The following is a 22,176-nucleotide window of genomic DNA, read 5'->3' as shown; positions in this document are numbered from 1 at the left end:
GCGAGCGGCTCTCAGTTCTGCGTCGTCTGGGGTGCGGGGAGGGCTCCCTCCCCGCTGCCGACGGCCCGGTTGAAGACGTTGTGCACCCGGTCGGTCTCGGAGAACCGGCCTGCGGTCCAGTGGTAGGTGACGACGTCCTCGCCCGAGGGGTACGCGACCGAGTCCTTCGACCCGTACACCTGCGTCGTCACCACCAGATCACCGCGGTCGATGGTGCCGTAGACCGCGGGCACCTCTGAGGCGAAGACGTTCCCGTACGAACCGTCGGAGCGACGCTGGTAGACGTACGTTCCGACGCCGACCGAATCACCGCAGGTCATCACGTTGACCACGACGTCGGTGGCCGAGCCGTCGGTGACTGTCCCGTAGGAGGTGTCGACCGGGTACTCGTCACCGGCGCAGGGCTTCAGGTCCTCCTTCAGCTGCCGGCTCACCTCGGGGTCGTCCTTCAGGAGCGTCACGGCGTCGACCCTGGGGGTGGGCTTCGCCGTCCCGGTGGCAACAGCGTTCGACGGCGTCGACCCGGCGACCTGCTGGGTGCTCGCCGGGCCCTCGTCGCGCGTGCCCGTGCCACCGGCGGAACAGCCGGTGCAGAGCAGCATGAAGGCGGCGAGCCCGGCCGCCGCCGTGCCACCCGCCGCCAGGCCGGCCCCGAGTCCCCCGGGGCCGGTCGTGCCCCTTCCACTGCCTCTCAGGCCGCGCACCGCTCTTGCCCCCGCTCGTCATGACGCCTGTTCCGCTGCGAAGGTATCCGCGCGAGTGTCTCCTCGGCCTCACGGCTCCGGGCCGCACGGTCCTCCAGCTCCTGGCGCAGTCGTGCCAGGGCGCGGTGCAGCGTGCTCTTCACCGTACCGGCGGACATGCCGAGCGCCGCGGCCGTCTCCTCCGTGCTCATCTGCTCCCAGTGTCGCAGCACGACGACGCTGCGCTGCTTCGGAGCCAGGACCCCGAGGACGTCCATGAGGAGGGCGCGGTCGGCGCGCTGTTCGGCGCCGTCGTCGACGCTCGCGTCGGGGAGCTGCTCGGTGGGCACCTCGTCGAGCTTGCGGGCCCGCCACCACTCCGTACGCGTGTTGATCATGACGCGGCGCAGGTAGGCGTCGGCGAGGGACTTGTCGGCGATGCCGTCCCAGCGGCCGAGGGTGCGCACGAGAGCGGTCTGCAGCAGGTCCTGCGCGTCCACGGGATCGGGTACGAGCCGACGTGCGCTGCGCAACAGCGCGTCCTGCCGGGTCCGTACGTACTCCTCGAATCCGAGCACCTCGCCCTGCGCCATCACAACCGCCTCCGCCGTGGTTCCCCGTATACCGCCGTCGGCCGGGTGGACCCCTTCCGACGTCCGGTGACGTTACGGAGGCGTTGTCACGAGGGTGTGCGGAGCAGCCGTACGCGAACGCACGGCTGCCCATCGGTTGTGTAACAGCCGTGGACAGCCGTGCGCCGGACGCGCGGGTCACGTCATGGGCAGCCGGTACCGGCCGTTCGCCAGGGGTTCGACCAGGCCGTCGGCGACGAGCCCGTCCAGGGCGCGCGCCCGCTGCACGGGCTCCTCCCACACCGAGTCCAGCGCGGACTGCGGCACCGGCGTGACCGCGTCACGCAGCACCGCGAGCAGCCGGCCCCGCACCTGCCGGTCCGTACCGGCGTAGGTCTGGCCGCGGCGCGGCGGTCCCTGGTGGGCGGGCTTGCCTGCCAGCCGCCAGGCGCACTGTCCGGCGATCGGGCAGCGCGTGCAGTCCTCGCTCTTCGCCGTGCACACGAGAGCGCCGAGTTCCATCGTGGCCGCCGCCCAACTGGCGGCGCGCCCCTCCTCCTCGGGGAGCAGGGCACGGGCGAGCTTCCGCTCGGCCGCGGTGGTCGCGTTCGGCGGGTACTGGATACCGGTGGCGGCCCTGGCGAACACCCTGCGGACGTTCGTGTCCAGCACCGCGTGGCGCTGCCCGTAAGCGAACGAGGCCACGGCCGCCGCCGTGTACTCCCCGATCCCCGGCAGCGCCAGCAACTGCCCGTGCTCACTCGGTACGTCGCCGCCGTGCCGTTCCGCTATCGCCTGTGCCGCCCCGTGCAGTCGCAGCGCGCGCCGCGGGTAGCCGAGCCGGCCCCAGGCGCGGACGGCTTCGCCCGGTGCGTCGGCGGCCAGGTCGGCGGGGCGCGGCCAGCGGGCCATCCACTGTTCGTAGACCGGAAGGACTCGGTTCACCGGGGTCTGCTGGAGCATGAACTCGCTCACCATCACACCCCAGGCGCCCGCTTCGGGGCGGCGCCAGGGCAGGTCGCGGGCGTGCTGCTCGAACCACCCGATGACGGGCGTATGGAGGGAAGTGGGGGTCGTCTGTGTCGCAGTCGTTGCAGTCATCGCATGACGATCCTGGCACGGAAGCCGGGATGTCGGGCACGGCTCCAGGTGTGTCGGTCCGGGTGGGGGCTCTATGAGTGATAAAGCCACCCGTTCTGTCCCTTCGCGCGGCGCGGACGCACCCGATCCGGTGGAAAACGGCCGGAAGCGCCCGGAGCGGACCGCCGCATGATGATGATCCGGAAAACTTGTCGATCAGAGCGGCGGTTGTGGGCCGGAGTTGGGCGGGAACTCTCGTACAGTTCGGTCCGTGGGTTCTATGCGCAATCCGGTCGGTCCGCTTCCCTCCAGCATCTACTGGCGTCGGAGAGCGGTAGCGGTTCTCGTGATCGCGCTGCTCGCGGCGCTGGTCGCGTGGGCCGTCACCTCGGGTGGCGGCAGCGGCGGCGGACAGGACGACGGCAAGCCGGGGGACTCCGATCCCGCGCCGTCCATCACCCCCGGGCCCTCGAGCTCCGGCCCCGACCTCGGCCAACCGCCCGGCGGGCGCGACGAGTCGGAGGGCTCCGGCACGGACGGGGGCTCCGGCGAGGACGCCGGGGGTACGGGCGAGGACGCCGGGGGCACCGGAGCGGGCGGCTCGGCAGGGTCGGCCGGGTCGGACGCAGGGGGAGCGGGCGGCTCCGCGTCAGCGGGTCCGGGCGCGGGCACGACCGGCGGAAGCACGGGCGGCCAGCAGGTACCGGCGGGCTCGTCACTCCCCAACTGCACCTCCGCCGCGCTGCGGTTGAGCCTGAAGACCGACAACAGCTACGGACCCGACGACAAGCCGGTGTTCCGGCTGAGCGCCAGGAACACCTCGGCCACCGACTGCAAGGCCGACTTCGGCCCGAAGAGCGCGGTGCTCACGGTCACCGAAGCGGGCGAGGACGACGAGAAGGTGTGGTCCACCAAGGACTGCCCGAAGGCCGGCGCCCTCTTCCTGAGGATCCCGGCGGGAGCGACAGTCGTCCACACCGTGAAGTGGGACCGCAAGGGGAGCGCACCCGGGTGTGCGACACCGCCCGTCCGGTCCGCGGCCCCGGGGACGTATCTGCTGGAGGTCAGGGTGCCGGGCGAGACCGTCCAGCCTGCCTCGTTCGTGCTGGCCAAGGACTGACGGCCGCGCAGGGCGCCGGCCCTGCGGCGGGCCAGCCTCCGCCGCCCGGAGGCGGCGTGCACCGGCGGTTCCCTCCCGGCCGGCTGCCCGGGGAGACCCGTCGGAGGGCAGCCCTCAGACGTACCTCTCCAGGATCGACGACTCCGCCAGCCGCGAGAGTCCCTCCCGCACGCTCCGGGCCCGCGCCTCGCCGACCCCGTCCACGGCCTGGAGGTCGTCGACGCTCGCGGCGAGCAGCTTCTGCAGGCCGCCGAAGTGTTCCACGAGCCGCTCGATGATCGTCCCGGGCAACCGCGGGACCTTCGCGAGGAGCCGGAAACCCCGCGGGGAAACCGCCGAGTCCAGCGTCTCCGGCGAACCGCTGTAGCCCAGTGCCCGTGCCACGACGGGAAGTTCGAGCAGCTCGGTGTGGGTGAGCGTGTCGAGCTCGGCCAGCGCCTCCGTGACCGTGCGGGACCGCTTCGCGGTCGGCTCGGGCACGTAGTCGCGCACGACCAGCTCCCGCTCGGGCTCCACACCGGCGATCAGCTCGTCCAGCTGGAGTGCCAGGAGCCGTCCGTCGGTGCCGAGCTCCACCACGTACTCGGCGATCTCGGTCGCGATCCGGCGCACCATCTCCAGCCGCTGCGAGACGGCCGTCACGTCCCGGACCGTCACCAGGTCCTCGATCTCCAGCGCGGAGAGGGTCCCGGCGACCTCGTCCAGCCTGAGCTTGTAGCGCTCCAGGGTGGCGAGTGCCTGATTGGCGCGCGACAGGATCGCGGAGGACTCCTCCAGGACCCGGCGCTCCCCGTCCACGTACACCGCGATCAGGCGCATCGACTGGGAGACCGACACCACCGGGAAGCCGCACGCCTTGGAGACCCGGTCCGCCGTGCGGTGACGGGTGCCCGTCTCCTCGGTGGGGATGGAGGCGTCCGGAACCAGCTGGACGCCGGCCCGCAGGATCTTGGTCATGTCCTTGTCGAGGATCATTGCGCCGTCGAGCTTGCACAGCTCACGCAGGCGCGTCGCGGCGAACTCCACGTCGAGCACGAATCCGCCGGTACACATTGATTCGACGGTCTTGTCCATGCCCAGGACGATCAGTCCGCCGGTGTTGCCGCGCAGAATGCGCTCCAGGCCGTCGCGGAGGGCCGTTCCGGGCGCGACCGCGCTCAACGAGGCACGCATCAGCGCCTCGTTGCCCGTGCCTTGGCCGGACTTTCCGGGCGATGCTGCCCGGTCGTTGGCTGCCACTGCACTCCTCCGGTCACAGGTCGGCGGTGCCCTCGCGTCCCTCGTACCGTTCGTACGGGCGGGCGAGACCAGGGCAAAGTCTACCGGCGTGCGCCGTCGTCCTGTGGTCCGTCCGGCCGAGACCGGCGGGGGAGGACTCTCAGGGCGTCACCCATGTCGGCCACCTCCGTGACCTTCATGCCCGCCGGGACCTGCCCCGGGTCCCTCGGGACCAGGGCGTGCTTGAACCCGAGACGGTACGCCTCCGCCAGCCTGCGCTGGACCCCCGTCACCCTCCTGACCTCCCCGGCGAGGCCCACCTCACCGATCGCGACCAGGTTCTTCGGCAGCGGGGTGTCACTGGCCGCACTGGCCAGCGCGAGGGCGATCGCGAGGTCCGCGGCCGGTTCCGTGAGCTTCACGCCGCCCACCGTCGCGCTGTAGATGTCCCGCTTGCCGAGCGCGCTGATCCGGCCGCGCTGTTCCAGGACGGCCAGCATCATCGAGACCCTGGAGGTCTCCAGGCCCGAGGTCGTGCGCCTGGGCGAGGGGATCTGTGAGTCGACCGTCAGGGCCTGGACCTCGGCGACGAGGGGGCGCTTGCCCTCCAGGGTGACCGTCAGGCACGTGCCGGGGACGGGCTCGTCGCGACGGGTGAGGAAGAGTCCGGAGGGATCGGCGAGGCCGGTGATGCCCTCGTCGTGCAGCTCGAAGCAGCCGACCTCGTCCGTGGCGCCGTACCTGTTCTTGACGCCCCGTACGAGACGGAGGCGCGCGTGCCGGTCGCCCTCGAAGGACAGCACCACGTCGACCAGATGCTCCAGGAGCCGCGGCCCCGCGATGGCGCCGTCCTTGGTCACGTGGCCCACCAGGAGCGTCGACATGCCGCGCTCCTTCGAGGCCCTGATGAGTGCTCCCGCGACCTCGCGGACCTGTGCCATGCCGCCGGGTGCGCCGTCGATCTCCGGAGAGGCGACCGTCTGCACCGAGTCGAGGACGAGGAGGGACGGCTTGACCGCGTCCAGATGGCCCAGGACGGCGGAGAGGTCGGTCTCGGCGGCCAGGTACAGGTGGTCGTTGATCGCCCGGATCCGGTCGGCCCGCATCCGCACCTGGCTGGCGGACTCCTCGGCCGTGACGTAGAGGGTGCGGTGGTCGTCGCTCGCGGCCTTGGCGGCGACGTCCAGCAGGAGCGTCGACTTGCCCACGCCCGGCTCTCCCGCGAACAGCACGACTGCACCCGGCACGAGGCCTCCGCCGAGCACCCGGTCCAGCTCGCCGACCCCGGTCGAGCGCGCGGTCGCCTGTCGGCTGTCGACCTGGCCGATCGGCAGGGCCGCGGTGGAGACCCGCCCCGCGGCCGTCGTGCGGATCGCGGGGGCGCCGCCGAACTCCTCGACCGTCCCCCATGCCTGGCACTCCGGGCAGCGGCCCAGCCATTTGGCGGTCGTCCAGCCGCATTCGGTGCAGCGGTAGGACGGCCTGTCCTTCGCGGATTTCGTACGGGCAGCCATGGCGTCACCGTATAGGTGATGTCTGACAGCACCGGTCGCGGGCACGGGAGCCGAACATGTGCCCGATGCGGTAATTCCGGAGGAATACGGGATTCCTGTCCCCTTTCGGGTGAGCCTGTCACCCGTAAGGATTAAATGTCGCACTGTGCTCTCGGGGTTCCGCCCACAACTGCCTACGGTCGCCAGGTGACGAGCAGCAGGCTGGAGACCCACACCCACACCACCGGCGCACACCGGGCGCACCGTCGCGAGGCCCGCCCGTCGGCGCAGCGATCGCCCGCACGTTACGAGCCGTACCTCGACGGCCTGTTCACCTACTGCCTCTCCGTGCTCTGCGACCACGAGGCGGCCACCGACGCCCTGGGCTCGGTCCTCGCGATCGCCGAGCGGCAGGAAGGCCGGTGCCCCGCGGCCGAGGAGGAACGTAAATCCTGGCTGTACGCCCTGGCCAGGTGGGCGTGCCTGCGGGCGCTCACCGAGCAGCGGCGTGGACGTCAGGCGCACCGGCGTCCGACCGCCCGGCGTGAGAGCGCCCGCGCGGCGGGAAGCCGGGGAGCCCACGGAGCTCCGGAGGAGGCCGCCGAGCCCGGCCGCCCCACGGAGTCACCGGCGGCCGAGGCGCGCCGCCGCGAGCTCGCACAGCTGGCCTGGCCCGAGGCCGCGGGCACCACCCCCGAGCAGCGCGAGGCGCTCGAGCTCGCCGTGCGCCACGGGCTCACCCCGCGCGCCGTCGCCGCGGTCCTCGGCCTCGACCCGGGAAGCACCCGGGAGCTCCTGGCCGGTGCGGCCTGCGAGGTGGAGCGCACCCGTGCCGCCCTCGCCGTCGTCGGGACGGGGGACTGCCCCGTCGTCGCCCGGCTCGGCGGCGCACGTCAGATGCTGCTCTCCTCGACCCTGCGCCGGGAGCTCGTCCGGCACGTCGACGACTGCCCCCGCTGCCGCCGCGCCGCCGAGCGGGCCGGCGCGGCCGGGCCCTGGCCGGGTGCGACCGTCACCCCGGCCGCCGCTCTCCCCGTCGTCGAGGCGCCGCGGCCCTCGGTGCAGGTCGCCCTGACACACGCCCGGCGCTCCCGGGCCGGCGCCCCGCGCTTCGGCCGGACCGGCTTCCCGATGGACCCCAAGGACCACGCCGCGCGCCGGGACCGACTGCGCGCCCGGGTCGTGACGACGACGGTCGTGGCGACGGTCGTCGCCGCCCCGGTGATCGCCCTGTGGGCCGCATACCGGGGCGCGCCGCTGACCGGCGAGGGCCGCGACACCTCGATCACCGCGACGGACGTGGACGGGGAGCCCGGAGACGGCTCCGACCCGTACGACCACTACGAGAACGCGGGCAACGCCAGCCCCGACGGGCGCGACGGTTTCACCGACGGAGCCCGCAGCCCGGACGTCTCCGCCGAGGTCGTCAGCCTCGGTGCCGGTCCGGACGGAGCGGCCTCCCTCGCGGTCTCGGCCCGCTCGTCGGGCGGCCGTACGACGATCACCCTGACCACGGGCGGCGAGGAAGCCGTCACCTGGTCCGCCCGGGCGGACGCCCCATGGCTGCGCCTGAGCCGTACGTCCGGCACCGTCGCCCCCGGCCGGAGCGTCACCTTCTACGTGTTCGTGGACCGCGGGGCCGAGCCGAGGGGCCCGTGGAGTGCCCGTGTCCTGCTCGCCCCCTCGGGTTCCGCGGTCGCGATCACCGGCTACGGGTCCACGGCTCCCGGCCCCGGCAGCCCGCAGCCGTCACCGGACCCGTCGGGGCCCCCGAGCACCACGCCGTCGTCCCCGCCGCCCTCGGCGAATCCCACCCCGGACCCCACGGACCCGTCCGGGACCCCTACGGACCCGCCGGACCCGACGCCCACGCCGACGGACACACCGGGCCCCACGCCGTCACCGACGGACGGACCCTCCGCACCCGGTCCGTCGTCCGGATCTTCCCCGGACCCCGGCGAGCCCTCCGGGCCGGCAGGCTGACGCCGAACGGGAGACGGAGGGGGCTCCGGGCCCCCGGTACCCGCCCCCGCCTCGTACGTCCCGCCGTCTCAGGCCGGGTCGGCCGGGTGCGGGGCCATGGGCAGCAGCGACGCCAGCCGCTGCTCACACAGCTCGGCCAGCCGGTCGTAGGCCTCCTTGCCCATCAGCTCGGTGAGCTCGGGGCGGTAGGACACGTAGACCGGGTCACCGGCCCCGTGCGCGGACGTCGCCGACGTGCACCACCAGTGCAGATCGTGGCCGCCCGGGCCCCAGCCCCGGCGGTCGTACTCCCCGATCGAGATCTGGAGCACGCGCGTGTCGTCGGGCCGTTCGATCCAGTCGTACGTGCGGCGGACCGGCAGCTGCCAGCACACGTCCGGCTTGGTCTCCAGCGGCTCCTTGCCCTCCTTGAGGGCCAGGATGTGCAGCGAACAGCCCATACCGCCCGCGAACCCCGGGCGGTTCTGGAAGATGCAGGAACCCTCCCAGCGCCGCGTCTGGCGCTCGCCGTCCTCGTCGACGCCGACCCATCCGGTCTTCGTGCCGACGTCGTGGAACTGCCACAGCTCCGGTGTGAGCCGTGCCACGTGCCCGGCCACCCGCTTCTCGTCGTCCTTGTCCGAGAAGTGAGCCCCCAGCGTGCAGCAGCCGTCGTCCGCGCGGCCGGCCTGGATGCCCTGGCAGCCGCTCCCGAAGATGCAGGTCCACCGGGACGTCAGCCAGGTCAGGTCGCAGCGGAACACCTGCTCGTCGTCGGCGGGATCGGGGAACTCGACCCAGGCCCGAGCGAAGTCGAGCCCCTTCTCGTCGGGCCCGTGGGGCCCCGTAGCTTCCGGCTGCTGCGTCTCCTGCTTCGAGTTACGCAGCTTCTTCGTGGCTTTGTCCGGCTTCGCCTTTTTCGTCTTTGGCACGTGCCCAGAGTAAGCCGCAGTAGCGTTCCCCCATGAGACTCGGAGTCCTCGACGTGGGGTCGAACACGGTGCATCTGCTGGTGGTCGACGCGCACCCCGGCGCCCGCCCGCTGCCCGCCCACTCGCACAAGGCGGAGTTGCGGCTCGCCGAACTCCTCGACCCGGAGGGGGCGATCGGTCCGGAGGGCGTGGACCGACTGGTGACGACGGTCGCCGACGCCCTCCGGGCGGCCGAGGACAAGGGCTGTGAGGACGTGCTGGCCTTCGCCACCTCCGCCGTGCGTGACGCGGGCAACGCGGACCAGGTGCTGGCACGCGTGCGGGACGAGACCGGTGTCGCCCTCGCGGTCCTCAGCGGTGAGGAGGAGGCCCGGCTGACCTTCCTGGCCGCCCGCCGCTGGTTCGGCTGGTCCGCGGGGAAGCTGCTGGTCCTGGACATCGGCGGCGGTTCGCTGGAGGTCGGCTACGGGATGGACGAGGAGCCGGACGCCGCCGTCTCGCTGCCGTTCGGCGCCGGCCGCCTCACCGCGGCCTGGCTGCCGGGCGATCCGCCGGACGCGACGGCCGTACGGGCGCTGCGCCGCCACGTACGCGCCGGGATCGCCCGTACGGTCGGCGAGTTCACCCGGCTGGGGCCGCCCGACCACGTCGTCGGGACCTCCAAGACCTTCCGCCAGCTCGCCAGGATCACGGGCGCCGCCCGCTCAGCCGAGGGGCTGTACGTGCAGCGCGTCCTCACCCGCAAGGCGCTGGAGGAGTGGGTGCCCAAACTGTCGGCGATGACCGTCGCGCAGCGGGGGAACCTGCCCGGGGTCACCGAGGGGCGCGCCGCGCAGCTCCTGGCCGGGGCGCTCGTCGCCGAGGGCGCGATGGACCTGTTCGGGGTCGAGGAACTGGAGATCTGCCCCTGGGCGCTGCGCGAGGGGGTCATCCTGCGGCGCCTCGACCACCTGCCGTCGCAGCAGGCTGCCCTGGCCTGAGCACGGCCCGCCCGCCTCATGGTCCTTCTCACTTGTCGCCGGGTTCCTTCGGCGTCGCGTTCCGCTGCCCGTACCCTGTCCACGTGGCAGAACCAGTGGTGCGCATCCCGGATGCGAAGGTCGCCCTGTCGACGGCCTCCGTCTATCCGGAGTCGACGGCGACGGCCTTCGAGATCGCCGCGCGCCTGGGCTACGACGGTGTCGAGGTCATGGTCTGGACCGACCCCGTCAGTCAGGACATCGAGGCGCTGAAGCGGCTGTCGGACTACCACCAGGTGCCGATCCTGGCCGTCCACGCGCCCTGTCTGCTGATCACCCAGCGGGTCTGGTCCACCGATCCGTGGGTGAAGCTCCAGCGGGCCAGGGCCGCGGCGGAGAAGCTGGGCGCGTCGGCGGTCGTCGTCCACCCGCCGTTCCGGTGGCAGCGCAACTACGCCCGCGACTTCGTGTCGGGCATCTGGCGCATGGCGGACGAGACCGATGTGCGCTTCGCCGTCGAGAACATGTACCCCTGGCGCTACCGGGACCGCGAGATGCTCGCGTACGCCCCCGCCTGGGACGTCAGCAACGACGACTACCGGCACTTCACCGTGGACCTCTCGCACACCGCGACCGCGCGAACCGACAGCCTTGCCATGGTGGACCGGATGGGCGACCGGCTCGCCCACGTCCACCTCGCCGACGGCAGGGGCTCCAGCAAGGACGAGCACCTGGTGCCCGGCCGGGGCGACCAGCCGTGCGCGGAACTGCTGGAGCGGCTGGCCCGTACCGGCTTCGACGGGCATGTGGTCATCGAGGTCAACACCCGCCGCGCCATGTCGTCGGCCGAACGCGAGGCCGATCTCGCGGAGGCGCTCGCCTTCACCCGGCTCCACCTGGCGTCGTCGGCGCAGGCGCCCCGGCCGTGACCGCCGGCGCCGACGGCCCGACCCCCCGGCGCAGGGGCCGCCCCTCCCGTACGACGCGCACCGACGGCCCCGACGCGCGGACCCGGATCCTGGAGGCGGCCCGCACGGAATTCGCCGAGCGCGGCTACGACAGGACGTCGGTCCGTGGCATCGCCAGGGCCGCGGACGTCGACGCCGCGCTGGTCCACCACTACTTCGGTACGAAGGACGAGGTCTTCGCCGCGGCCATCGAGCTCTCCTTCGAACCCGCGCTCGTCGTCCCCGACGTCCTGGGCGGCTCCCCGGAGGACATCGGGGAGCGGCTGGCCAGGTATTTCATCGGCGTGTGGGAGGACCCGGCGTCCCGCGCGCCGCTCCTGGCGATCCTCCGCTCCGCACTCACGCACGAGGCGGCGGCGAAGGTGCTGCGCGGCTTCGTGCTGCGCAGGCTGCTGGAGCGGATCGCGGCGGACCTCGACGTGCCCGACCCGACCTTCCGTGCGGAACTCGCGGCCTCGCACATGATCGGTATCGCGATCCTCCGGTACGTGATCCGGGCGGAACCCCTGGCGTCGGCGGACCCGGAGAAGATCATCGAGATGGTCGCACCCACGCTCCAGCGCTATCTGGGCGACCGGTGATCCAGGTCCTGCCTGTGTGACCGCTGTGCCGGCGGCTTCACAACGATGTCGCGAATCGGTATCAGCCGCGGGCGTGGCCGAATTCCGATGGTTGGCTGTGCGGGATCAAGCGAGCCGGACGTACGTGACGAACGACAAACGGGGGAGACGGCCATGGCCACTCGAGATGTACGCGGACCTGACGGGCGCGGGGCGGACGGCGCCCTGCCCCGCCGGAGGCTGCTGCGGATGGCCGGCGCGGGACTGGGCCTCGTCCTGGCCGGGGCGGTGACGACGGCGTGCGGACCCGAGGAGGCCGACGCCGCCGGCGGTGCCGGAAATCCCAAGCCCGGCGGGAGCGGCAAGGGAGGCGGGGACGCGTTCACCACACCGCCCGCCGGGACCGCACCGCGCGCCCTGTGGCAGGAGAAGACCGGGGTGGGCTCCCTCGGCAGCGACGAGGTGCTCGCCGTCGTGGGGAACGTGGTGCTGCTCGCCGACGACCCCCTGACCGCACGGGACCTCGCCACCGGCAGGAAGCTGTGGTCACTGCCGGGTGCCGCCCAGCCGGGCGCGCGGCTGATCATGGGTGGGGACACGCTCTATCTGGCCAGCGGCGAGTACGACGGCGATCTCGTGGGCCTCGACCCGGCCACCGGCAAGGAGACCTGGCGCAGCCGCCTGGACGGCCGGTACGCCCAGCCCCGGCCCATCGGTGCCGACACCGAACGCGTGTACGTGATCGCGGGCATCCTGGAGAAGGACCTCAGCTCCCGGACCAACGTGATCGCCGCCATCGACATCCGTACGGGCAAGGCCGTCTGGAGCGAGAGGCGCGACACCGGAACCGAGGAGTCCGGCCTCACCGCGGCGCTGCTCGGTGAGCGTCTCGCCTACACCGACCACCGCGAGAACCTGACCGTCCGCGACACCACGACCGGACGGCAGCTGTGGTCGAAGAAGATCAGCAGGTCCAACTTCGAGAGGATCGACGTCCACGACGGGGCGGTCTTCGTCGCCGACGGCAGGCACCTGCGCTCGTACGCCCTGGACGACGGTGCCGAGCGCTGGGCGCTGGAGACCGAGGAGTTCGACACGTTCAACGGGCCGACCGTCCTCGAAGGGGTGCTCTACGCCTCGGACAGTGCCCACGCCCTGTGGGCCGTCGATCCCGCCACCGGCAAGCGGCGGTGGCACAACGCCGACCTGCTGGAGGTCTCGGTCCCGCTCCAGTTCGCCAAGGTGGGGGACACCCTCTACGGCGCGACGGAGTTCGACGAGGACGGCGGCGTCCAGGCCTACGACGCGGGTGACGGGAAGCTCCGCTGGACCTTCAACGACGGCTCGGGGTCGATCGACCCGTGGTACATGGTCTCCGGCGGCAAGCGGCTGGCCGCCCTCCACGGCAGTCGACTGCTGGCGCTTCCGGCGGTGTGACCGGGCCGCTGGGAGGGGCGGGCGGTACCTCTCCCTGCCCGCCCACTGAGCATGCCGTCCCGAATTCCGGACAGGATGTCCAGATCTTGGCACCGGAGGCGTACGCTCAAAGGCAGTCTTTTCTGTCGAAGGAGCGAGAGTCGATGCCGCAGCTGAGGTCCCGCACTGTCACCCACGGCCGCAACATGGCGGGCGCCCGCGCCCTTATGCGGGCGTCCGGCGTAGCCAGTGAGGACATTGGCAAGCCGATCATCGCGGTGGCCAACTCCTTCACCGAGTTCGTCCCGGGCCACACCCACCTCGCCCCCGTCGGCCGGATCGTCTCCGAGGCGATCAAGGCGGCGGGCGCGGTGCCCCGCGAGTTCAACACCATCGCGGTGGACGACGGCATCGCCATGGGGCACAACGGCATGCTCTACAGCCTGCCCTCCCGCGACCTCATCGCGGACAGCGTCGAGTACATGGTCGAGGCCCACTGCGCCGACGCCCTGATCTGCATCTCCAACTGCGACAAGATCACCCCCGGCATGCTGATGGCCGCGATGCGCCTCAACATCCCCACGGTGTTCGTCTCCGGCGGTCCGATGGAGGCCGGCAAGGCCACCCTCGTCGACGGCACGGTCCGCAAGCTCGACCTGGTCAACGCCATCAGTGACGCGGTCGACGAGAGCATCTCCGACGAGGACATCCTCCGCATCGAGGAGAACGCCTGCCCCACCTGCGGCAGCTGTTCGGGCATGTTCACCGCCAACTCGATGAACTGCCTCACCGAGGTGCTCGGCCTCTCCCTCCCCGGCAACGGCTCGGTCCTCGCCACGCACACCGCCCGCAAGGCGCTGTACGAGGACGCGGGCCGCACGGTCGTCGACATCACCCGGCGCTACTACGAGCAGGACGACGAGACGGTCCTGCCCCGGGCCATCGGCACCCGCGCCGCCTTCGACAACGCCATGGCGCTCGACATCGCCATGGGCGGCTCGACCAACACGATCCTCCACCTGCTCGCCGCGGCGCAGGAGGCCGAGCTCGCCTACGACCTGGACGACATCAACGAGGTCTCGCGCCGCGTGCCCTGTCTGTCCAAGGTCGCCCCCAACGTCGCACCCGGCGGCACGTACTACATGGAGGACGTCCACCGGGCCGGTGGCATCCCCGCCCTCCTCGGCGAGCTGCACCGCGCCGGTCTCCTCAACGAGGACGTGCACTCGGTGCACTCCGACACCCTCGCCGAGTGGCTGAAGAACTGGGACGTCCGCGGCGGCTCCCCGTCGCCCGAGGCCGTCGAGCTCTGGCACGCGGCTCCCGGCTGTGTCCGCTCGGCGACGGCCTTCTCGCAGTCCGAGCGCTGGGACACCCTGGACCTGGACGCCGCCGGCGGCTGCATCCGCGACCTGGAGCACGCGTACTCCAAGGACGGCGGTCTCGCGGTCCTCAAGGGCAACCTCGCCGTGGACGGCTGCGTCGTGAAGACGGCAGGCGTCGACGAGTCGATCTGGACCTTCGAGGGCCCGGCCGTCGTCTGCGAGTCGCAGGACGACGCCGTCGACAAGATCCTCCGCAAGGAGATCAAGGACGGCGACGTCGTCGTCATCCGCTACGAGGGCCCGCGCGGCGGCCCCGGCATGCAGGAGATGCTCTACCCCACCTCCTTCCTGAAGGGCCGGGGCCTCGGCAAGACCTGCGCACTCGTCACGGACGGCCGGTTCTCCGGCGGCACCTCCGGCCTCTCCATCGGGCACGCCTCGCCCGAGGCGGCGTCCGGCGGCACGATCGCGCTGGTGGAGGACGGCGACCGGATCCGGATCGACATCCCGAACCGTTCGATCGAGCTGCTCGTCGCCGACGAGGACCTCGCCGCCCGCCGCGAGGCGCTGAACGGCGTGTACGCGCCGAAGAACCGCGACCGCAAGGTCTCGGCCGCTCTCCGCGCCTACGCGGCGATGGCCACCAGTGCCGACCGTGGCGCCGTCCGCGACGTCTCCAAGCTGGGCTGACCCTCGGCGTCCGGCCCCGTCCCCGGTCTCACCAGCGGGCGGGGCCGTCCGCGTCCACTGCGAAGACGGAACCGTCCGGCGCGGTGCCGATCACGCTCCGGCCCAGGACGACGGGGGCCGGCAGCGAGGAGGCGTGGCTGAGCTTCCCGTCCCTCAGCCGGGGGCGCGTCTGGCCGAGCAGCGTTCCGCGCTCCGTGTCGACGGCGAGCAGCCGCCCGTCGGTGGCGGAGAAGTACAGCCGGCCGCCCGGTCCGAGTACCGGCGCCGACGTCATTCCGACCGACGTCTCCAGCCGCCACAGCTCGGCAGGCCCGGCGTCCGTACGGACATCGAGGGCGAGCAGCGTCCCGCCGCGCTCCAGCAGCAGGGCGGTGTCCCCGTCCACCACGGTCTCCGGTGCGTTCATCCGCAAGGGCAGCGGGATGCGGGTCGCGCTCCGCGTCTTCGGGTCGTAGCGGACCAGGGCGGTGGTCTGGGACCGCTCGTTCATGGCGGTCAGAAGGAGTGCCCCGTCCGATGTCCCGGCCGGTGTGAGGATCCCGTCCAGCCCGCGCTGCCAGACCGTGTCGCCGGTCCCCGCGTCGACGGCCGTGACCAGGGTGGTGGCCCCCTGCGCGGAGCTCTCGTACACGTACGCGAGACCGGTCCCGGCCTCGTACGGCGCGTAAGCCGGATTCACGTGCCCCGGTACGGTGCGCCGCCAGCGGGATTCACCGGTCGCCGCGTCGAGTGCCTCGAGCGTCCCGTCCCGGCGGACCGCCAGCAGGACGTCGCCGGCCGGGACGGGGGCGTCGGTGTAGGCGGAGAGGTCCGTGTGCCACATCTCCGTGCCCTTGCCCGGGGAGTACGCCCGGAACTCCTCGCCCACCACGACGTGGGCGGCCTCGCCGGACATCGCGGCCCCGGACACCGGGGCCGGTGACGTGTCCCGGTGCGACCAGACCACCCGGCCGTCCGACGCGTCGAGCCGGGCCAGGCCGAAACCGGCGGAGACGCAGTACAGAGCGGAACCCGAACCGGCGGGCCCCGGCGCGCAAGACGGCGTGGCCCCGCCCGGTGAGCTCAGCGGCGTACGCCAGGGCGTGAAGGCCGCAGCGCGGCCTTCGTGCGCACCGTCAGTCGGCGCGGGCGCCCCGGAGCCGCCCCGCGCCGCGGCGGCCCAGAGACCTCCGGCCACCAGCAGCAGCGCGGTGGCCACGACCGTGAGCCGGCGCCGCCTGCCGGGTCCCTCGGTCGTCCCGGGCCCCGAGGGCAGGCCGTCCCCCGCCCGCACATGCGTGGTGGCCCCCTCCTTGTCCGCCGCTCCGGACTCCACGGCGAGCGGCCTGCGCTGGACGGGTATGAAGGCGGCCGCCTCGTACGACGGGGGGTGCAGCGCGGCCATGATCTCGTCCGGGGTGGGACGCTCCGCGGGATCCTTGGCCAGGCATCGCCCGACCAGGGGCGCGAGATCCGCCGGTACGCCGGCGAGATCGGCCTCGTGGTGCACCACCTGGTAGGCGACGAGGTACGGGCTGTCCGAGTCGAAGGGCCCCCGGCCCGTCGCCGCGTGCACCAGCACCGCCCCGAGCGCGAACACGTCCGCGGCCGGCCCCACCTCACGGGGCCGCTGGAACTGCTCGGGCGCCATGTAAGGGGGCGAGCCGATCAGCTTGCCCGTCTCCGTGCGGAGGTCACTGTCGTACGGCCGGGAGATCCCGAAGTCGATGACCTTGGGCCCGGAGTCGGGGAGCAGTACGTTGCTCGGCTTGAGGTCCCGGTGGATGACACCGGCCCGGTGGATGTCGCGCAGTGCCTCGGCCAGCCCGGCCGTGAGCCTGCGCAGCTCGGCGGGGCTCATCGGCCCGTTCCGCTTCACCTGTGCGGAGAGCGTCGGGCCGGGCACGTACAGGGTGGCCATCCAGGGCAGCGCGGCTGCCGGATCGGCGTCCACGACCGGCGCCGTGAAGGCCCCGCTGACCCGTCGGGCGGCCGCGACCTCCTGCCGGAAACGCGCTCTGAACTCCGGGTCCGCCGCGTACTGGCGGTGCACCACCTTCACCGCGAGCTGCAACCCGGAGGCGGAGCGCGCCAGGTGTACGACACCCATGCCGCCCGCTCCGAGGCATGCCTCGAGCCTGTACTGCCCGGCGTACTCAGGATGCTCCGCTTCCGGATGTGATCCGGTCCCTCGCAGCGGCGGCATCGCCCACCCCCGTGTGTTCGTGCGCAAGCGCGACGCACGGAGCCTAGTCGATGGTGCGTGCGAGGAGAGGGGGGCTTGTTAGCCTGCGCGTCACACGCATTGCTTTCAACGGGGGAGGCCCTCATGGGTGTTGAAGAGAACAGCGCCGGCACAGTCACCACGGACACCGAGGGGGTCGCCGCGGAGGAGGCGACGACGCTCGCCGCGGACGCCTTCGTCTACCCGATCGCGCCCGGCTACCGGGTCAACGTCCGCAGGGGGCCCGGCACGCAGTACGGGATCGTCAGGACCCTGCCCTACGGGATGAGCGTCCCGGTGTACTGCCAGAAGCCGGGGGAGCGGGTGTCCGGTCCGTACGGCACGTCGAACCTCTGGGACAACATCGCCAACGGACAGTTCGTGTCGGACGCCTACGTCCAGACGGGCAGCGACGGCTACGTCGCTACGCGCTGCGACTGACGCAGACGGCGCGCGTTCGGGGATAATCGGTTCCGTGAGCGAGAAGAGCGAAGCCCCCGGAACGTCCTCGGCCGCGTCCACGGGCGGCACCACGCCGGGGCCGCAGCCCGAAGCCCTCCGTTTCTTCGGAACGACCTGGGTCGACCACGACGGTGGGTACGGGCTGCGGCGCGTGGGCGCCGCCCTCGGCTCGCTCGTCGCGGCCGTCGCCGCGTGCTTCGTCCTGCGCTTCGCCTACCAGGGCCTGGAGATCGCCGAGGTCGGCAGCCTCGTCGGCATGCTCGTCGTGCTGATGTTCGCCGTCTGCAGCGCCGTCGCCTTCCGCAAGACCTGGGAGGGCTTCACCCGCCGGCCCGCCGACCCGGCCCACGAGGACAGGCTGCGCGGCCTCAAGGCGATCGGCTTCATCGGTTCGATCCTCGCCTACTTCATCCGCTCGCTGCGGGAGGCACCGGGCGAGGGACTGCGGCGCAAGGAGTACGAGACCGCGCTCGCCCAGTACGTGAAGCGCCGCTCGTCCCGGACCGGCAACCCCGCCGCCCGCAAGGGCGCCAAGGCGAAGCGCTCCGGGCGCGGGTAGTGCGGTAATTCCACCCCGTGCACAGGCGTGCGCGGGCTTGTGCGGCACAACCACCCCGCGCACGGCTGGGCGCGGGCACGATGAACCCATGTCTGCATCCGTGCCCCGAGCCCTCTCGTTCGACAGCGCCGCCGCCCTCTACGCGGCGTCGCGACCCGGATACCCACCTGAACTCCTGGACACCGTCGAGGAGTTGACCGGCCGCCCGCTGAGCGGCGCCCGCACCGTCGATGTCGGCGCGGGAACGGGCATCGCCACCCGGCTGCTGCACGCGCGCGGCGCCCGGGTCACCGCCGTCGAGCCGGGCCCCGGCATGGCGGGGGAACTGGGCCGAACGCTGCCCACCGTGCCCGTCGTCCGGGGGGACGGCAACCGCCTCCCCCTCGCCACCGCGTCGGCCGATCTGATCACCTACGCCCAGGCATGGCACTGGACCGACCCCGACCGGGCACTCCCCGAGGCGCTCCGCGTACTGCGCCCGGGCGGCGCGCTGGCGCTCTGGTGGAACGTCTCCGACTACTCCGTCCCCTGGGTCGTGGACCAGGGCGAGCGGCTGCGCCGTTACCTCGGCGGGGGCGACAGCGCCCACGGCACACCGGGCGGCGCCGATTCACGGAACCTCACCCAGCTGTCCGGCGGCGGCTTCGCGCAACGGCTGCTGCGGTGGTCCCGGGCGGTGTCCGTCGACGCGCATCTCGCCAACCTCGCCACCCACTCCGCCTTCCTCGTGCTCGGCGCGGCAGGTGAGCGGTCCACCCGCCGGTTCATGGACCAGGAGCGCGGCCATCTGGCCGCCGTGTTCCCCGACGGCACGGTCGAGGAGCGGTACGTGGTCGAACTCGGTGTGCTGGTCCGCTGAACCTGCGTGCCGGGAACGCCGCGTCCCTTGACGCGGCTGCTTGGGCGGGATCAATATTCATCACATGATGAATATTCCGCGCACTGCGGACGCGAACGCCGTCGAGGCCCGTGGCCTCACCGTCGTGCGGGGAGACCGCACGGTCCTGCGCGGCCTCGACTTCACCGTCGGGCCGGGCAGGATCACCGGCCTCCTCGGCCCGTCCGGCTGCGGCAAGTCCACGCTCATGCGGGCCGTCGTCGGAACCCAGGCCAAGGTGACGGGAACCCTCGACGTCCTCGGCCGCCCCGCCGGCCATCCGGCCCTGCGGCCACGCGTCGGCTACGTCACCCAGGCGCCGTCGGTCTACACCGACCTCACCGTGCGGCAGAACCTCGACTACTTCGCGGCCGTCCTTCGGCCGGGACGCACCCAGCGCGCCTCCCGCGAGGAGGCCGTCACCCGCGCCGTCGGTGACGTCGACCTCACCCGCCACGCGGACTCCCTCGCCGGGAACCTCTCGGGCGGCCAGCTCAGCCGCGTCTCCCTGGCCGTCGCACTGCTCGGCACCCCCGAGTTGCTGGTCCTCGACGAGCCGACCGTCGGCCTCGACCCCGTACTGCGCCGCGACCTGTGGAACCTCTTCCACACCCTTGCCGCCGACCGCGGCACCACGATCCTCGTCTCCTCCCACGTCATGGACGAGGCCGAGCGCTGCCACCGGCTGCTGCTCATGCGAGAGGGCGGGATCCTCGCCGACGACACACCCGACGCCCTCCGCGCCCGTACGGGCTCCTCCACCGTCGAGGAGGCGTTCCTCCGCCTGGTGGACGAAGCCGCACAGGACGAAGCCGCCGCCGGCCGGGAGACGACCCGATGAGTACCGACACGCCCGCAATCTCCCCGGCCCGGACCCTCGCCACCGCAGGACGCGTCCTGCGCCAGCTCCGCCACGATCCCCGCACCGTCGCGCTGATGCTGTTCGTGCCGGTCCTGATGATCACGCTGCTGCGCTACGTCTTCGACGGCGACCCGGGCACCTTCGACGCCATCGGCGCGTCGCTGCTCGGCATCTTCCCGCTCATCACGATGTTCCTGGTGACGTCGATCGCCACCCTGCGCGAACGCACCTCGTGCACCTTCGAACGTCTCCTCGCCCTGCCGCTGGGCAAGGGTGATCTGATCGCCGGATACGCGTTGGCCTTCGGCGCCGTCGCCGTGGCCCAGTCCCTCCTGGCCACCGCGATGTCCCTCTGGGTGCTCGGACTGGATGTCGTCGGCTCCCCCTGGCTGCTGCTTCTGGTCGCCCTGCTCGACGCACTCCTCGGCACGGCACTCGGCCTGTTCGTCTCGGCCTTCGCCGCGTCCGAATTCCAGGCGGTCCAGTTCATGCCCGCCGTGATCTTCCCGCAGCTGCTGCTCTGCGGACTGTTCACACCGCGCGACCAGATGCACCCCGTGCTCGAAACCGTCTCCGACGTGCTGCCGATGTCGTACGCCGTCGACGGGATGAACGAGGTCCTCATCCGGACCGAGATCACCGGCGACTTCTACCGCGACGTCCTCGTCGTCGCCGGCAGCGCGCTGCTCGTCCTCTGCCTGGGCGCGGCCACACTCAGGCGCCGCACCACCTGACGGTGCGGTGCGAGGATGACGGACCACCACGTACCGCCACCCGGAGGATGAACCGCATGACCCAGACAGTCGCAGTCCTCGGCACAGGAAAGATCGGCGAGGCGCTGCTCAGCGGCATGATCCGGGCCGGCTGGCGGGCCGGTGACCTGTTGGTGACCACCCGCCGCCCCGAGCGCGCCGAGAAACTACGCACCCGATACGGCGTCGAGGCCGTCACCAACGCCGAGGCCGCCAAGAGCGCCGACATCCTGATCCTCGCGGTCAAGCCCCAGGACATGGGCCGGCTCCTGGACGAGCTCGCCCCCCACCTGAGCCCCGACCGCCTGGTCATCAGCGCCGCCGCCGGGATCACCACCGGGTTCATCGAGGACAGCCTCGCCACCGGCACCCCGGTCGTACGCGTCATGCCGAACACCCCGGTGCTGGTGGACGAGGGCATGTCCGTCATCTCCGCGGGCAGTCACGCCACCGCCGAGCACCTCGGCCACGCCGAGTCGATCTTCGGCGGCGTCGGCAAGACGCTCCGGGTCCCCGAGTCCCAGCAGGACGCGGCGACCGCGCTGTCCGGCTCGGGTCCCGCGTACTTCTACTTCCTCGTCGAGGCGATGACCGACGCCGGCATCCTGCTCGGTCTGCCCCGAGCCCAGGCCCATGACCTGATCGTCCAGGCCGCCATCGGAGCGGCCGTCATGCTCCGGGACAGCGGCGAACACCCGGTCAAGCTCCGCGAGGCCGTGACCAGCCCTGCCGGCACGACCATCAGTGCCATCCGGGAGCTGGAGAACCACGGCGTACGCGCCGCCCTCATCGCGGCGCTCGAAGCCGCCCGCGACCGCAGTCGTGAGCTGGCCACGGGCAACGGCTGACCTGCGGGCATCCCACCGAGGTCTCAGCTCCCACGCTCCTGGACCCGCCGCCGTGCGACGTCACTGCGGCGGGCACGCGGCCCACGGCCCGGGGTGAGTCGGAGGGGGTTGACACGCCCTACTCCGAACCGTAGTGTCCTCCGAGTTGTCCGACGTGAGCGTCGACTCCGGTCGGTCCCCGGGCAGCGATTCCGCAGTAACCACTCAGAACGAGCGACTTCTGTCGTGCGTTTATGGGTGCGCACGTGCGAAATGAGGAATCAGTGTTCGAGGGCGACCCGATTAGCGTCGGGGCCGGGGATTCCGCTAATGTCTCACTCGTCGGAACGGCCGAAGGGCCGGGAGGACGAACCCCGCTGACCGGGGATCAGGCCCGAAAGGATCTGATAGAGTCGGACTCGCCGGAAAGGGAAGCGCGAAAGCGAAGAACTGGAAAGCGAAAAGGTAGGAACCCGCTTCGGCCGGGAATCGGACACGAAAGAGTCTGATAGAGTCGGAAAAGCAAGAACAGAAGGGAAGCGCCCGGAGGGCCCCGGTGAAACGGGACCGAAGGAAGCGTCCGTTCCTTGAGAACTCAACAGCGTGCCAAAAGTCAACGCCAAATATGTTGATACCCCGGCCCACTTCGGTGGGTT

The 22,176-nt window shown here is 72.0% G+C and carries 20 protein-coding genes; 13 read left to right on the top strand and 7 right to left on the bottom strand.

What is annotated here, in order from left to right:
* Positions 1–11: 11 nt before the first annotated feature.
* The 3 genes from ABZ441_RS08090 to ABZ441_RS08080 all read right to left on the bottom strand — a co-directional run bounded on the left by ABZ441_RS08090 (position 12) and on the right by ABZ441_RS08080 (position 2,356).
* On the bottom strand, positions 12–602 hold the full coding sequence (locus ABZ441_RS08090) for a hypothetical protein (protein WP_358969945.1): 591 nt from the start codon (positions 600–602) through the stop codon (positions 12–14).
* Positions 603–691: 89 nt separating this feature from the next.
* On the bottom strand, positions 692–1,276 hold the full coding sequence (locus ABZ441_RS08085) for a SigE family RNA polymerase sigma factor (protein ID WP_358969654.1): 585 nt from the start codon (positions 1,274–1,276) through the stop codon (positions 692–694).
* Positions 1,277–1,453: 177 nt separating this feature from the next.
* Complete coding sequence (locus ABZ441_RS08080; RefSeq protein WP_358969653.1) at positions 1,454–2,356, bottom strand: A/G-specific adenine glycosylase; 903 nt, start codon at positions 2,354–2,356, stop codon at positions 1,454–1,456.
* Positions 2,357–2,615: 259 nt separating this feature from the next.
* Between ABZ441_RS08080 and ABZ441_RS08075 the strand changes: the two genes are divergently transcribed.
* The gene (locus ABZ441_RS08075; protein WP_358969943.1) at positions 2,616–3,455 is read left to right on the top strand and encodes a hypothetical protein; all 840 of its coding nucleotides are present in this window, start codon (positions 2,616–2,618) and stop codon (positions 3,453–3,455) included.
* A gap of 114 nt (positions 3,456–3,569) precedes the next feature.
* Here ABZ441_RS08075 and disA read toward each other — a convergent pair whose 3' ends face one another.
* Positions 3,570–4,694, bottom strand: a complete 1,125-nt coding sequence (gene disA / locus ABZ441_RS08070) for a DNA integrity scanning diadenylate cyclase DisA (protein ID WP_358969651.1) — start codon at positions 4,692–4,694, stop codon at positions 3,570–3,572.
* Positions 4,695–4,774: 80 nt separating this feature from the next.
* Positions 4,775–6,187 carry a DNA repair protein RadA gene (gene radA, locus ABZ441_RS08065; RefSeq protein ID WP_358969649.1) on the bottom strand — a complete coding sequence of 471 codons (1,413 nt, stop codon included), beginning with the start codon at positions 6,185–6,187 and terminating at the stop codon, positions 4,775–4,777.
* A 135-nt stretch (positions 6,188–6,322) separates the two neighbouring features.
* Here radA and ABZ441_RS08060 point away from each other — a divergent pair, with 135 nt between their 5' ends.
* Positions 6,323–8,149, top strand: a complete 1,827-nt coding sequence (locus ABZ441_RS08060; protein WP_358969648.1) for a hypothetical protein — start codon at positions 6,323–6,325, stop codon at positions 8,147–8,149.
* A gap of 68 nt (positions 8,150–8,217) precedes the next feature.
* On the opposite strand, the gene ABZ441_RS08055 is transcribed toward ABZ441_RS08060, so the two are convergent.
* Positions 8,218–9,060 carry a hypothetical protein gene (locus ABZ441_RS08055; RefSeq protein ID WP_358969646.1) on the bottom strand — a complete coding sequence of 281 codons (843 nt, stop codon included), beginning with the start codon at positions 9,058–9,060 and terminating at the stop codon, positions 8,218–8,220.
* 32 nt (positions 9,061–9,092) lie between these two features.
* Between ABZ441_RS08055 and ABZ441_RS08050 the strand changes: the two genes are divergently transcribed.
* The 5 genes from ABZ441_RS08050 (at position 9,093) to ilvD (ending at position 14,978) form a co-directional block, all read left to right on the top strand.
* Positions 9,093–10,040 carry a Ppx/GppA phosphatase family protein gene (locus ABZ441_RS08050; RefSeq protein ID WP_358969645.1) on the top strand — a complete coding sequence of 316 codons (948 nt, stop codon included), beginning with the start codon at positions 9,093–9,095 and terminating at the stop codon, positions 10,038–10,040.
* An 83-nt stretch (positions 10,041–10,123) separates the two neighbouring features.
* Positions 10,124–10,948 carry a sugar phosphate isomerase/epimerase gene (locus ABZ441_RS08045; protein ID WP_358969643.1) on the top strand — a complete coding sequence of 275 codons (825 nt, stop codon included), beginning with the start codon at positions 10,124–10,126 and terminating at the stop codon, positions 10,946–10,948.
* Positions 10,945–11,568 (top strand): TetR family transcriptional regulator, encoded by a 624-nt coding sequence (locus ABZ441_RS08040; protein WP_358969642.1) that lies wholly within the window; start codon positions 10,945–10,947, stop codon positions 11,566–11,568. Before ABZ441_RS08045 ends, ABZ441_RS08040 begins: the two co-directional genes overlap by 4 nt.
* A gap of 153 nt (positions 11,569–11,721) precedes the next feature.
* On the top strand, positions 11,722–12,984 hold the full coding sequence (locus tag ABZ441_RS08035) for a PQQ-binding-like beta-propeller repeat protein (protein ID WP_358969640.1): 1,263 nt from the start codon (positions 11,722–11,724) through the stop codon (positions 12,982–12,984).
* Positions 12,985–13,127: 143 nt separating this feature from the next.
* Positions 13,128–14,978 carry a dihydroxy-acid dehydratase gene (gene ilvD / locus ABZ441_RS08030; RefSeq protein ID WP_358969638.1) on the top strand — a complete coding sequence of 617 codons (1,851 nt, stop codon included), beginning with the start codon at positions 13,128–13,130 and terminating at the stop codon, positions 14,976–14,978.
* A 28-nt stretch (positions 14,979–15,006) separates the two neighbouring features.
* Here ilvD and ABZ441_RS08025 read toward each other — a convergent pair whose 3' ends face one another.
* The gene (locus tag ABZ441_RS08025) at positions 15,007–17,163 is read right to left on the bottom strand and encodes a PQQ-binding-like beta-propeller repeat protein (RefSeq protein WP_358969941.1); all 2,157 of its coding nucleotides are present in this window, start codon (positions 17,161–17,163) and stop codon (positions 15,007–15,009) included.
* A 123-nt stretch (positions 17,164–17,286) separates the two neighbouring features.
* On the opposite strand from ABZ441_RS08025, the gene ABZ441_RS08020 reads away from it, so the two are divergent.
* The 6 genes from ABZ441_RS08020 (at position 17,287) to proC (ending at position 21,541) form a co-directional block, all read left to right on the top strand.
* Positions 17,287–17,622, top strand: a complete 336-nt coding sequence (locus tag ABZ441_RS08020; protein WP_358969636.1) for an SH3 domain-containing protein — start codon at positions 17,287–17,289, stop codon at positions 17,620–17,622.
* Positions 17,623–17,656: 34 nt separating this feature from the next.
* Positions 17,657–18,202, top strand: coding sequence for a hypothetical protein (locus tag ABZ441_RS08015; RefSeq protein ID WP_358969634.1), 546 nt, complete (start codon positions 17,657–17,659; stop codon positions 18,200–18,202).
* Positions 18,203–18,290: 88 nt separating this feature from the next.
* Positions 18,291–19,061, top strand: a complete 771-nt coding sequence (locus ABZ441_RS08010; protein WP_358969632.1) for a class I SAM-dependent methyltransferase — start codon at positions 18,291–18,293, stop codon at positions 19,059–19,061.
* 64 nt (positions 19,062–19,125) lie between these two features.
* Positions 19,126–19,920, top strand: coding sequence for an ABC transporter ATP-binding protein (locus ABZ441_RS08005; protein ID WP_358969630.1), 795 nt, complete (start codon positions 19,126–19,128; stop codon positions 19,918–19,920).
* Positions 19,917–20,675: an ABC transporter permease gene (locus ABZ441_RS08000; protein ID WP_358969628.1), complete on the top strand. Its 759-nt coding sequence runs from the start codon at positions 19,917–19,919 to the stop codon at positions 20,673–20,675. Before ABZ441_RS08005 ends, ABZ441_RS08000 begins: the two co-directional genes overlap by 4 nt.
* 56 nt (positions 20,676–20,731) lie before the next feature.
* A complete protein-coding gene (proC, locus tag ABZ441_RS07995; protein ID WP_358969626.1) occupies positions 20,732–21,541 on the top strand; it encodes a pyrroline-5-carboxylate reductase in 810 nt (269 codons plus the stop codon).
* Positions 21,542–22,176: the final 635 nt, after the last annotated feature.

The organism is Streptomyces sp. NPDC005752, assembly GCF_040630715.1.
In the GTDB taxonomy this organism is placed as follows: domain Bacteria; phylum Actinomycetota; class Actinomycetes; order Streptomycetales; family Streptomycetaceae; genus Streptomyces.
This window is presented reverse-complemented; position numbering and strand designations above follow the sequence as displayed.

Bases quoted from the DNA above. Each gene is read 5' to 3' on its own strand.
- ABZ441_RS08025 (WP_358969941.1), bottom strand. From the start codon at position 17,163: ATGCCGCCGCTGCGAGGGACCGGATCACATCCGGAAGCGGAGCATCCT.
- ABZ441_RS08085 (WP_358969654.1), bottom strand. From the start codon at position 1,276: ATGGCGCAGGGCGAGGTGCTCGGATTCGAGGAGTACGTACGGACCCGG.
- ABZ441_RS08050 (WP_358969645.1), top strand. From the start codon at position 9,093: ATGAGACTCGGAGTCCTCGACGTGGGGTCGAACACGGTGCATCTGCTG.
- proC (WP_358969626.1), top strand. From the start codon at position 20,732: ATGACCCAGACAGTCGCAGTCCTCGGCACAGGAAAGATCGGCGAGGCG.
- ABZ441_RS08080 (WP_358969653.1), bottom strand. From the start codon at position 2,356: ATGACTGCAACGACTGCGACACAGACGACCCCCACTTCCCTCCATACG.
- ilvD (WP_358969638.1), top strand. From the start codon at position 13,128: ATGCCGCAGCTGAGGTCCCGCACTGTCACCCACGGCCGCAACATGGCG.
- ABZ441_RS08075 (WP_358969943.1), top strand. From the start codon at position 2,616: ATGCGCAATCCGGTCGGTCCGCTTCCCTCCAGCATCTACTGGCGTCGG.
- ABZ441_RS08000 (WP_358969628.1), top strand. From the start codon at position 19,917: ATGAGTACCGACACGCCCGCAATCTCCCCGGCCCGGACCCTCGCCACC.
- ABZ441_RS08010 (WP_358969632.1), top strand. From the start codon at position 18,291: ATGTCTGCATCCGTGCCCCGAGCCCTCTCGTTCGACAGCGCCGCCGCC.
- ABZ441_RS08020 (WP_358969636.1), top strand. From the start codon at position 17,287: ATGGGTGTTGAAGAGAACAGCGCCGGCACAGTCACCACGGACACCGAG.
- ABZ441_RS08090 (WP_358969945.1), bottom strand. From the start codon at position 602: ATGCTGCTCTGCACCGGCTGTTCCGCCGGTGGCACGGGCACGCGCGAC.
- radA (WP_358969649.1), bottom strand. From the start codon at position 6,187: ATGGCTGCCCGTACGAAATCCGCGAAGGACAGGCCGTCCTACCGCTGC.
- ABZ441_RS08060 (WP_358969648.1), top strand. From the start codon at position 6,323: ATGTCGCACTGTGCTCTCGGGGTTCCGCCCACAACTGCCTACGGTCGC.
- ABZ441_RS08005 (WP_358969630.1), top strand. From the start codon at position 19,126: ATGATGAATATTCCGCGCACTGCGGACGCGAACGCCGTCGAGGCCCGT.
- ABZ441_RS08035 (WP_358969640.1), top strand. From the start codon at position 11,722: ATGGCCACTCGAGATGTACGCGGACCTGACGGGCGCGGGGCGGACGGC.